At 64.8% G+C, this 11,385-nt stretch carries 11 protein-coding genes; 8 read left to right on the top strand and 3 right to left on the bottom strand.

The features are described 5' to 3' along the window. Positions 1-324: 324 nt before the first annotated feature. Entirely contained in the window at positions 325-936 is a 612-nt protein-coding gene (locus EG244_RS01485) for a flavin reductase family protein (RefSeq protein ID WP_124963236.1), read from the bottom strand. A gap of 115 nt (positions 937-1,051) precedes the next feature. Here EG244_RS01485 and EG244_RS01480 point away from each other — a divergent pair, with 115 nt between their 5' ends. The 7 genes from EG244_RS01480 (at position 1,052) to EG244_RS01450 (ending at position 7,607) form a co-directional block, all read left to right on the top strand. Then, a complete protein-coding gene (locus tag EG244_RS01480) occupies positions 1,052-1,972 on the top strand; it encodes a LysR family transcriptional regulator (RefSeq protein ID WP_124963235.1) in 921 nt (306 codons plus the stop codon). Between the two features lie 176 nt (positions 1,973-2,148). Beyond that, entirely contained in the window at positions 2,149-3,498 is a 1,350-nt protein-coding gene (locus tag EG244_RS01475) for an LLM class flavin-dependent oxidoreductase (protein WP_124963234.1), read from the top strand. 3 nt (positions 3,499-3,501) lie between these two features. After that, positions 3,502-4,356: a sulfurtransferase gene (locus EG244_RS01470; protein WP_124963233.1), complete on the top strand. Its 855-nt coding sequence runs from the start codon at positions 3,502-3,504 to the stop codon at positions 4,354-4,356. A 1-nt stretch (position 4,357) separates the two neighbouring features. Continuing rightward, entirely contained in the window at positions 4,358-5,749 is a 1,392-nt protein-coding gene (locus EG244_RS01465; protein WP_158617216.1) for an amidase, read from the top strand. After that, on the top strand, positions 5,746-6,429 hold the full coding sequence (locus tag EG244_RS01460; protein WP_158617215.1) for an HAD family hydrolase: 684 nt from the start codon (positions 5,746-5,748) through the stop codon (positions 6,427-6,429). Before EG244_RS01465 ends, EG244_RS01460 begins: the two co-directional genes overlap by 4 nt. A gap of 1 nt (position 6,430) precedes the next feature. Beyond that, on the top strand, positions 6,431-6,811 hold the full coding sequence (locus EG244_RS01455) for a Rid family hydrolase (RefSeq protein ID WP_124963230.1): 381 nt from the start codon (positions 6,431-6,433) through the stop codon (positions 6,809-6,811). 10 nt (positions 6,812-6,821) lie between these two features. After that, positions 6,822-7,607: a hydroxyethylthiazole kinase gene (locus EG244_RS01450; RefSeq protein WP_124963229.1), complete on the top strand. Its 786-nt coding sequence runs from the start codon at positions 6,822-6,824 to the stop codon at positions 7,605-7,607. 27 nt (positions 7,608-7,634) lie between these two features. Here EG244_RS01450 and EG244_RS01445 read toward each other — a convergent pair whose 3' ends face one another. Continuing rightward, positions 7,635-8,969: an LLM class flavin-dependent oxidoreductase gene (locus EG244_RS01445; RefSeq protein WP_124963228.1), complete on the bottom strand. Its 1,335-nt coding sequence runs from the start codon at positions 8,967-8,969 to the stop codon at positions 7,635-7,637. Positions 8,970-8,989: 20 nt separating this feature from the next. Next, complete coding sequence (locus EG244_RS01440; RefSeq protein ID WP_124963227.1) at positions 8,990-9,973, bottom strand: MsnO8 family LLM class oxidoreductase; 984 nt, start codon at positions 9,971-9,973, stop codon at positions 8,990-8,992. Between the two features lie 422 nt (positions 9,974-10,395). Here EG244_RS01440 and EG244_RS01435 point away from each other — a divergent pair, with 422 nt between their 5' ends. Further along, positions 10,396-11,358 (top strand): D-2-hydroxyacid dehydrogenase, encoded by a 963-nt coding sequence (locus EG244_RS01435; protein WP_124963226.1) that lies wholly within the window; start codon positions 10,396-10,398, stop codon positions 11,356-11,358. Positions 11,359-11,385 lie beyond the last annotated feature (27 nt).

The raw sequence follows: 11,385 nt of genomic DNA, 5'->3' as shown, positions 1-11,385 counted from the left end.
TCAAACCCTGGGGTCACACAGCTGCGCCCTTGGCGCCCTGGATTTGGCGGCGCGCGGGGCCGGTCTGAGCCAGAGACTTCAGGCGGATCCGGGAGCCAAAGTCCCAAAAACGTCTGAGGGAAGTTCCGGCTCGTTCGCCGCTGACAACCACCATCGGAAAGGCCGTCCCTGGGGCCGCCTTTTTCTTTCTCCGGCGCAGATATTTCGATGCTCGTTACGTCTGTGCAGAATGGGTGCTTCAGTAAATCAACATCGACTTTCACGCCTTAAATATTATATAAATCAATTATTTATGATGAATGTTGCCAGGGGAGATGACTTCGATTACTCCACATCCGGGCGCGGCATGTCAAAGACCTCAAAATCGCAGGCATAGCGGCTGCGACCATCAAGCCGCGCAATCAGCTCCAGCGCCTCGCGGTCGACATGACCACGCGCGGGGTTGCTGATCGCGAAATCGGCGATATGCGCGCCAAGAACTTCGGCCACCGCGGTGCCCTGAAAGGCGCCGGTCTCGACAAACTGCAGCAGACGGCACTCAAAGGCGACGCGGGCGGCGGCAATCCTGGGGGTCGCAATCCGCTGACCCGGCAGAAGATCAATGCCCAGAACCTCTGCCTCCGAGACCTCGGGCGGATAGCCGGCGGAGCTTTGGTTCATCACCGCCGCCAGGTCCTGCGAGACCAGATGCACCACGAATTCGCCCCGCTCGCGAAGATTGCGCGCGGTATCCTTCCAGCCGTTGATCCCGGCCAGAAAGCCCACGGCCAGGGTCGGCGGGCGGCCCCCCATAGCGTTGAAAAAGCTGTAGGGCGCGGCATTGACCCGGCCCGTCTCATCGCAGCTGGTGATCCAGGCGATCGGACGGGGCGTGACGGTATTGGCGAGGATGCCATAGCCAAGCGCCGCCGCCTCTCCGCTGAAATCATAAAACATCGCCGCTCCCCTTTTTGCGGCAGCTTAGCGCAGGGCGGCAATCCCGCAACCGCTTTGCCGCACTGGACGACGCCCCCCCGGCGCTGCGATATGAAGAAAACGGAAGCCCTGCCCCATGTCCCGAATTGATCTGATGCGCGCCTTCGCCACTCTGGGTGAATTTGGCAATTACCGCACCGCCGCTGAGGTGCTGGGCATCACCCAGCCGACGCTGTCCAAACAGATCGTGCGGCTGGAAGATATCCTTGGCCATCAGCTGTTCCACCGCTCGCGCCAGGGGACCGAGCTGACGGAATTCGGCCAGGCCTATCTGCGCGAGGTCCGCCCGCTGATTGATGAGGCCGAAAGGGTCTGGGCGCGGGGGCTGTCGATGGCCTCGGGCGATACCGGGCGGCTGGCGATCGGCTTTACCTTTTCGGCGCTCGAAGGGATGACCCATGCGCTGCTGGCTTTCCGCCAAAGTCATCCGGGGGTGGAGCTGTCTTTTGAGGATATCTCCTCTCAGGCACAGATCCCCATGCTGCGGGAAAAGCGCCTCGACGTGGCCTTTGCGCGCTGGCCGGGGCCGCCGGACTTAGGGGCGCGTCTGGTGGCACGCGACCGGCTGGCGCTGGTCTATCCGGCCGAACTCGGCGGGGCGATCACCTCTCCCGACAGTCCGGCCCTGGCGGCGCAGCCCTTCATCCGGCTGAAACCCGCAATCGCGCCGGGGTTTGAGGGGACGGTGCAGCGCTTTCTTGACTGGAAAGGCATCAGGCCGCAGACCACCCACCGGGTGAATGAGAGCCTTATTCAGCTCCGGATGGTTGAGGCGGGCTTCGGCGTGGCCCTGATGCATGCCTCCGCGGTCTCGCATCTGATCGACCCGCAGCGCATCATTGTGCGCGATATCGAAAACTCCCGCGAAGGCCCCGGTTTTGACTGGCAGACAGGGCTTTACTGGCGCAAAGATGATCGAAACCCCGCCCTTCGCGCCTTTCTGCGGGTCGCACGGGAGGCGATCGCAATGCCGACACCGCAGGATCGGGCGGAATAATTCTTCTAAACCCGGGGCAGAAAAAGAAGGATCCTTCTCTCACGCCTTATTCCATAAGTTATCACGGCGCGAAAAGCTTTCTCTGGAACTGTCCCTTGCGCGGGGCGTAATCCGGGGCAGTCGCAGTTGTGCCGCACGAGGGTTTCGCGCGGCCGCATAAAGAGGGGCCGTGACCGATGAGCCAGCAGATCCACCTTGCCGCTTTCATGAACGCAGGCCCCATGGGCACCACCGGCTGGCGCCATAAAGATGCCGATCCGGGGTTCCTCGGCGCGAATTATTACCGCCGCGTGGCAAAGGTGCTGGAAGCGGCGAAGTTTGATCTGGCCTTCATTCCCGATGCGCTCTCGATGCCGCGCTCGCTGGGGGGCAGCTTCCGCCCGGCGATTGAATATGGCTCGGGCACGCCGCGCCTTGATCCGATGACGATCCTTGGCGTTATGGCGGGGGTGACCGAGCATCTCGGCCTCGCGGCGACGCTGTCGACCGGCTATCATGAGCCCTATAACCTGGCGCGCACCCTTGGCACCTTTGACCATGTCACGGAAGGCCGTGCGGGCTGGAATATCGTCACCTCTTTCCAGGATGCCGAAGCGCAGAACTTTGGCGAGCCGAAACTGCCCCCCCGTGACGCCCGCTACGCCCGCGCCGAAGAGGTGCTGGAGGCCACGACGCAGCTTTGGGACAGCTGGGACGACAACGCCCTGATCCAGGACAAAGAAAGCGGCATCTTCGGCCATCCCGACAAGGTGCGTGCGGTCGATTACAAAGGTCAGTATGTCTCGACCCAGGGGCCCTTGTCGGTGCCGCGCCCGCCCCAGGGCTATCCGCTGCTGATCCAGGCCGGTGCCTCGCCGCGCGGCCGCGATTTCGCTGCCCGCTGGGCCGATGTGATCTTCTCCTCCAATGAGAGCCTGGAAAGCGCGGTGGCCTTCCGCCAGGACATGCGCGCCCGCGCCGCCCGCTTTGGCCGTGACCCGGATCAGATCAAACTTCTCTGCGCCGCCAGCGTGGTGATCGGCGGGACCGATGCCGAAGCCCAGGCGAAGCATGAGGCCTTTGCCGATCTGGTCCATCCGCTGGCCGGGCTTTCGCGGCTGGCCTATCACGTCAATGTGGATCTGACGAAATATGATCTCGACGGCCCGCTGCCCGATATCGAAGAGGTCGGCGTTCAGGGGCACTACGAAGAAGTCGTCGAATATGCGCGGCGCACCAATAAGACCGTGCGCGAGATCGGCCGTTGGTATGGCGCGCGCACCGAGGGCAATATGATCGGCGCGCCGCGCACCATCGTCGATGAGATGGAGCGCTGGATGGCCGCCGGGGCCGCCGATGGCTTTATGATCCAGGCCACCCATCTGCCCGCCGCTTTTGAAGATTTCGCCGAACATATCGTGCCGGAATTGCAGCGCCGCGGCCTCTTCCGTACCGACTATGAGGGGCGCACCACCCGCGAAAACCTTGGCCTGCACCGCCCCGCGCGGGACGAATGGATGAACCGCGCGCAAAAGCGGGAGGGTTGAGCCATGTCCGCATTGCTTGAGGTTGACTGGCTTGCCGCCCATGCGGATCAGGTCGTGCTGCTCGACGCTTCGGTCACGCGAATTGACCGCGGCACCGGGGTGACGGAATTTGCCCCGGGGCCAGAGGGTTATGCCAAAGGTCATATCCCCGGCGCGCGGTTTGCCGATCTGATGCAGGCGTTTTCCGACCCGGCCGCGCGGTTCTCCTTTACCGCGCCCTCCGCCGAACAGCTGCAGGCGGCGGCGCGGGCGGTCGGGATCAGGGGCGACAGCCATGTGGTCATCTATGACAGCCTTGGTGGTGCCTATGCGGCGCGGCTCTGGTATCTGCTGCGCGGCTATGGGCTGGCGAAGGTCTCGGTGCTGAACGGCGGGCTGCAGGCCTGGGTGGCGGCAGGTCATCCGGTTGAGACCAGCATGGGGGCAGAAATCGCCCCCGGTAATTTCACGCTGCAGGCCGCTGAGGGGCTGTTCGTCGGTGCCGATGAGGTGCTGGCCCTGGTCAACAAAGGGGCCGATCCCGCCCGCCCGCTTCTTTGCGCCCTCAGGCCAGAGCAGTTTCGCGGCGACGGCAGCAGCGATCCGCGGCGCGGCCATATCCCCACCTCGCTGAACCTGCCCTGGCCCTCACTTCTGGGCGCGGACGGGCGGCTTGATCCGGCGATCCTGCCGCAGAAACTGGCGGATCTGGGCCTCAGCCGCGATATCGCCCCGGTGCTTTATTGCGGCGGCGGCATCAATGCGGCGGGGCTGGCGCTGGCCTTTCATCTGATCGGCCAGGAGGATGTGGTGATCTATGACGACAGCATGTCGGGCTGGCGCGCCGATCCCGCCCTGCCCGTTCAGGCCGGAGCGTAAAATGGCGTTTACCCAAGGGCTTCCCGATCTCGCCACCCTGCGGCGGGGCTATCGCAGCGGCGAGTTTACGCCGCTCGATGTGGCGGAATTTGCGCTGAACCGGGCTGAGGGGCCGCTGGCGGCGCTGAATGGTCTGTCGTCGCTCGACCGCGCCATGGTGCTGGCTGAGGCTGCGGCCTCCAGCCGCCGCTGGGCCGGGCGGGTGCCGCTGTCCGCGCTCGACGGGGTGCCGATCAGCTTTAAAGACAGCTTTCATATCAAGGGCCTGCCGCGCTGGCATGGCACCTCCTGCCATCCGGGCAAGGTCTCAACCTATGATGCGCTGCCGGTGATCCGGGCCCGCGATGTCGGCATGATGGCGCTGTGCAAAACCGCCATGCCGGATTTTGCCATGCTGATGTCGGGCCTGAGTTCGCATCACGGGCAGATCGGTAACCCTTGGGAAGCCGGCGACAGCCCCGGTGGCTCCTCTTCAGGGGCCGGTCCATCGGTGGTGCTGGGGGCCGCGACGGTGGCGCTTGGCACCGATATGGTGGGCTCGGTCCGCATTCCGGCTGCGCTTTCGGGGCTGGCCTCGATCAAGCCGACCCAGGGGCGCATCGCCTATGATCCGGCAGGCAGCTTCCGCTCAGCCGGGCCGATGGCGGCGGATGTGGAGGCGGTGGAGCTGACCCTTGCCGCCCTTGGGCGCTATGCCGAGGGCGATCACTTCTCGGCCGAGGGGGCCTATCGCGCCGCGCCCGACGCGGGGATCCAGGGCAAAAAGATCGCCCTTTGGCGCGAGGCGGCCTGGGGCGATGCCACCGACAGCGCCACGATGACAGCTGTCAACCACGCCGCCGATCTGCTGGAGGCCGCGGGCGCCGACATCACCGAGATCGAGGACCTGCCCCTCAACCCCGCAGATTATGAGGCGGTGCATTGGAATATGCTGCTGATCGGCGCCGCCGATTACTTTGGCCTGCCGCCCGCAGACCGGGGCCGGGTGCATCCGCTGATCGGCGCGCAATATGACCAGCTGCTGGGCAAAAGCGCGATCTTTGCGGCAGAGGTGCAGCACCAGCTTCTGGTCGCCTCAGCCCGGGTGAATGCGTTCTTAAACCGCTTTGATTATGTGCTTTCGCCGGTGCTGCCGGTCCGCCGTTTTGCCGCCGATCTGCCTTGCCCGGACCCAGGCCCTGGCATGGCCAGCCATCAGGCCTTTGCCTGTTGGTTCAACCAATTGGGCTGGCCTGCGGCAACGGTGCCGGTCTTTGATCCGCTGGACGGTGGCGTGCCGGTCTCGGTGCAGATCGCCGGAAAGCGCTTTAATGACGCCGGGGTTCTGGGGCTTGCGCGGCATCTTGAAGTCGCGCGCAGTTTTGACATTCGCTGGCCGGAGGCTCAGTCGTGAAGACATTGGTTATTTTCGACATCGACGGCACGCTGTTGCAGACGGCGGATCTGCACCACCGTCTGATTACCAAAATCCTGGCCGATGACGGGCTGGATGTCACCTTTCAGCCCTGGCCCGCCTATCCACATTACACCGATATCGGTGTGATCTCAGAGCTTTACCGCCACTTCCACCAGCGCGAGCTGACCGCTGAGGACCTTGCCCGCTATGACGCCGCCTATGAAGCTGCGCTGCGCGAGCACCTCAGCCACAGCAGCGTGCCGGAAGTGGCGGGGGCCGCCGCGCTGATCCGGGATCTTTCCGGGATGCCGGATGTGGCCCTGGCCTATGCCACGGGCAGTCTGCGCGGCATGGCAAAGGTCAAGCTCGGGCTTCTGGGCGTGGATCCTGAGGCCGCGGCCCTGGCCACGGGGGGCGAATATCTGAGCCGCGAAGAGATCGTCACCCGCGCCGCGGCGCTGGCCTGCGGCGATGAGGCGGTTCGCGCCGTGATCCTGGGCGACGGCATCTGGGACCAGCGCACGGCAGAGTTGCTGGGCATCCCCTTCGTGGCGCTTGCGACCGGGACCCATGTCTTTGACGACCAACCCGTTCTGACCGTGAAAGATTTCAGCACCCTGAGCGCCGGGGCGCTTCTCGCCCTCGCCCGTCCGGTGACCTTCAGTGAGAGAGTGTAACATGGAAAACCGCATCCGCACCGGCAGCCATTACGAAGAGCTGATGGGCTATAGCCGCGCCGCCCTGGGCGCGGGCCAGATCTTTGTCTCGGGCTGCTCGGGCCTGCCTGCTGAGGGCGCGCCGGGCACCGGCCCCGAGCAATTCGCCCGCGCCGTGACCAAGGTTGAGGGCATTCTCGCCAAAGCCGGGGCCTCGCTGAAAGACGTGGTGCGCACCCGGATCTATCTGACCGATGAGACCGAATGGGACGCCCTCGCAGAGGCCCATGGCAAGGCCTTTGGCGGTATTTATCCGGCGGCAAGCATGATCCAGGTCGTGCGTCTGATCGATACGCGGATGAAGATTGAGCTGGAAGTGACCGCCGTCGTGGCGGGCGCATAAGGAGATGAGCATGAAAGAGGTCACCTGGGACAGCGCAGAAGCCCGCGCTGAGCTTGCGCGGCTGAAGCGGCTGAAGCCCTTTTGCTATGGGCTGACGAATTTCGTCGCGGCCAATCTCTCGGCCAATGTGCTGCTGGCGGTGGGCGCGGGCCCGGCGATTGGTGCGGCGATGGACTGGCCAAAGGTCTTTGCGACCCATGCCTCTGCGGTCTGGATCAATGGCGCGGCCCTGATGAGCGCCGTCTCGTATGAGCAGCTGCGCACCGCTGCGCGTGCCGCCCATGAAGCGGGTGTGCCCTGGGTGCTCGATCCGGTCGCGGTTGGCGCGGGAGCGGCAGAGTATGACGCCGTGATCAAAAGCCTGCTGGAATTCCGCCCCACCGCCATTCGCGGCAATGCCTCTGAACTGGTGGCGCTGGCGGGCGGCGAGGGCGGGGCCCAGGGCGTTGATACCACGCTGTCGTCAGACAAGGCTCTGCCCTTCCTGCAAAAAGTCGCAGCCGATCTGGGCACCATCGCCGCTGTCTCAGGCCCGGTTGACTATATCACCGATGGCCGTGAGGTGATCGCCGTGCCCGGTGGCGACGCAAGACTGACCCAGGTGACCGGGGCGGGCTGCTCGCTTGGCGCGCTGATGGCGGGGATGCTGGCGGGGGCGGAGAGCCCGCTGAACGCCGTGGCCGCGGCCCATGCGATCTATGCCCGTGCGGCGGAGCGCGCCTCGGGCGCGCGCGGAACCGGCAGCTTCGCGATCCGCTTTCTGGATGAGCTGTCGCTGATCGATCCGGCAGAGTGAGCAAAGGGGGCCGCTGGCCCCCTTTTTTCATTCCGCAGCCAGATCGAGCCGCGCCGTCTGATAGCGGCTTTCCTTATAGGGCAGCCCCAGATGATCGCGCAAAGTCGCCCCTGGCAGATCGCGGCTGTAGCGGCCGCGGGCTTCGAGTTCCGGAATCACCAGGGTCACGAAATCCTCCAGCCCCTCGGCCGAGACCGGGAAGCTGAGGATAAAGCCATCCGAGGCGCCGCTGTCGACCCAGTCGATAATCTTTTCCGCAATCTCGGCCCCGGTGCCGATAAAGGCGGGCTTCGGCGTGGCTGCGGCCAGCGCCACCTGGCGCAGGCTCAGGCCCCCTGCCGCGGCTTCGGCCTTGATGCGGTCGGTGGTCGAGCGGAAGGAATTCCGCCCGATCTCGCCCAGATCCGGGAAGGGCGCATCGGGGTCATATTGGCTGAAGTCATGGTGGTCGAAATAGCGCCCCAGATAGGCCAGAGCTTCCGGCAGGGTGATCAGCGCGCGGATCGCTTCATATTTCGCCTCAGCCTCCTCGCGGCTGCGACCGACGATGGGCGAAAAGCCAGGAAAGGTCTTCACATCTGAGCGCGCGCGGCCATGGGCCTCGGCCGCATCCTTGATACGGGCGGTGAATTTTGCGGTCTCCTCGCGCGACATCGGGTTCATAAAGACGCCGTCGGCATATTTGCCCGCCAGCGCAATCCCCGGATCAGAAGACCCTGCCTGGAAAATCACCGGCTGCCCCTGGGCCGAGCGCGGCGCATTGAGCGGGCCTGCGACCTGGAAGAAGGCGCCCTTGTGGTTCAGGGTATGCAGCTTTGCGGGGTCAAAGAACTGCCCCGTTTCGCGGTCGCGCAGCACCGCATCTTCATCCCAGCTGTCCCAGAGCCCCTGGGTCACCTCCAGATATTCATCCGCGATTTCATAACGCTGCGCATGTTCAGGATGCGGGCGCGAATAGTTCAGCGCCGTGCCCTCAAGGGGGGTTGTCACCACATTCCAGGCCGCCCGCCCGCCCGAGATCAGATCCAGTGAGGCGAGTTGCCGCGCCACGGTGAAAGGATCGGAATAAGAGGTCGAAATCGTCCCCGCGAGACCGATTTTACGGGTCTGGGTTGCCAGGGCCGACAGGATCGTCATCGGCTCAAAGCGGTTCAGGAAATGCGGGATCGATTTTTCATTGATGTAAAGCCCGTCTGCCACAAAGACAAAGGCAATGCCCGCCGCTTCCGCTTTGCGGGTCTGGCTGATGTAGAACTCAAGGTTCACAGAGGCATCGGCCGGACCCGAGGGATGCTTCCAGGAGTTCATATGCCCCCCGGCCCCGTGCAGCATAAGGCCAAAACGAATGGGTGCGCCTGTCATCGGAACTCTCCTGCTGAAGGTCAGGCCACCGCACGGGCCACGGGCCGCGCGATGAGGGAAATGGAATTAAGCCGCGCCTGGGCTTCCGCCACCGGCTGGTCGAGCACGAAGTCACGGATGCCGTAGCGCTGGCTGAGGGTGGAGAGGCGGTCGTGAATATCATCCGCCGTCCCGGCCACGATCACCGGGGTTCGTTGAGAAATCTCATAATCCACCGGGCCATATTGGCGGGCATATTCCCGCGCACCCGCCTCAGAGGTCAGATTAACACTGTGACCATCGGCGAAGCTCACTTTCACGAAGGTCAGACCGCCGATCCGGGCCTCTGCCTCCTCCCGCGTGGGGGCGGCAAAGGCGGCCACGGCCAGCACCGGGCCTTCGCCGGTCGCATGATGGAGCAGCGCCGCGACTTTGGCGGTCAGCTCGGGATTGCCGTCCTGATGCCCGGCATGGACATAGGCCCAGCCAAGCGCCAGCGCCTGTTCGGCACTCGCCAGCGAGCCCCCGAGCAGAAAGGGCTGCGGGCCGGTGGCCGGACGGGGCAGGATCTCGGCCCCCTCATGCGCGCCCTGCAGCCAGGCAGAAAGCTCCGCGAGCTTGCGCCCCACCTCTGCGGCCGAGCCCCCGCGCAGCTCGCGCTGCAAAGCCCGCGTCACCTGCGGCAGCCCGCCCGGAGATTTGCCGATCCCCAGATCCACCCGCCCCGGATAGAGCGCCGCCAGAACCGAGAAGATCTCGGCCACTTTCCAGGCGCCGTAGTTTTGCAAAAGGATCCCGCCTGAGCCCACGCGGATCCTGCGGGTCACCGCGAGGATCTGCGCGATCATCACCTCGGGCGCGGCAGAGGCCAGACCGGGAAGCCCGTGATGCTCAGCCAGCCAATAGCGGTGATAGCCCAGCCGATCGGCCAGCGCCGCCGCCTGCAGGGTCACCTGCAGCGCCTCTGCGCCGCTCATCCCCTCGGCCACGGGCGATTTATCAAGAAGGCTCAGGCGATAGGACATGGCGGCACTCCGGCGTGATCTGTGTCAGGGGCAGTCTGCCGCGCCGCCGGGCGTCGCGTAAATGAACGGGAGCGGTCGATTTTCGCGCCCTGGCAGGCGGAATATTCTCACGAAGGCCGCAGGTCATGGCAGGAAATTCCCCCGGAGAACCCGGTTCTCTCCCCGCCCCACCGCGCGGGGGAATTTTTCCCCACCCGGTGAGTCGCGCAGACCTGTGCGGACCAGGCCGCCCTGTGATCCCTGCCGTCCGCGGGCCGCTCTGTCTGCGGGGCCTGTGAGACCCCCCGGGGCCTTAGAAAGGAAAAGCGGCTACGCCTTACGCTTTGGCCTTGGCCTTAAGAGACCGCCGCGCCAGACTGCGCCCAAAACGACACCCATGGTCCGCGCTCAGGTGCGGACAGGAAGACAGGAAGGCCCCTCCGATGACCCCGCCCCTTCGCATCGCCTATATCCGCCGCTTTGCCGATGCCGAGCTGATCCCCGCATTGCAGGGCCTGGACGGCACGCAGACCGTGGTGCTGAGTGCTGATGAAGCGATCGCAGGCGGGCTTGAGGGCTGTGACGGGATCGTCACCGCAGGCGCAAAAGACCTCTGGACCCCTGCCTTTGCCGCAGCGGTGCAGGCCTCGGGGCTGCGGTTCATTCAGAATATGACCGCCGGTTATGACGGCATCGACCTTTATGAGCTGCCGGGAATCGCCGTCTACGGCAATGGCGGCGTCTTAGGCGCTCCGGTTGCGGAGCATGGGTTGGCCATGCTGCTTACCCTGATGCGCCGTCTTGATTATGCGGTCCTTGCGCAGCAGCAGAAAACCTGGCTGCGCAAAGGTCTGCCCCAGGTCCTGACGCTGGGCGACCGCCGCATGACGATCCTTGGCTTTGGCTCTATCGGGCGGGCGGCGGCGAAACGCGCCCGGGCCTTCGATATGGAGGTGGCCGCGCTGCGTCGTGGCGGCGGCAGCGATCCTGAGGCCGATCACGTCTACAGCTATGAAGAGATGCAAAGCGCCTTTGCGGCGACGGATGTGCTGTTTCTGGCCGCGCCGCTGACCGATGAGACCTTCCGCATCGTCAATGAGACCACGCTCTCCTGGCTGAAACCGGGCGCAGTGGTGGTCAATGTCGGGCGCGGCGATCTGATTTGCTCGGAGGCGCTGCAAAAAGCGCTGGAGAGCGGTCATCTGGGGGGCGCCTGCCTTGATGTCACAGCGCCTGAGCCGCTGCCCGACAACCACCCGCTGTGGTCGGCGCCCAATGTGCTGATTTCGCCGCATATTGCCGGGGGCAGCGACCGCGCGGGCGCGAAACTTGCGGCCCATGTGGTGGCAAATCTGCGGCTTTTGCTGCAGGGTGAACGCCCGTCGCATGTGATCCGGGGTCACTGAGGCGCGATCTTTGCAAGGTATGGGTGA

The sequence above is a fragment of the Falsigemmobacter faecalis genome (assembly GCF_003863335.1).
Classification (GTDB): domain Bacteria; phylum Pseudomonadota; class Alphaproteobacteria; order Rhodobacterales; family Rhodobacteraceae; genus Wagnerdoeblera; species Wagnerdoeblera faecalis.
The sequence above is the reverse complement of the archived record's forward strand: the minus strand, read 5'-3'. Positions and strand labels throughout refer to the sequence as shown.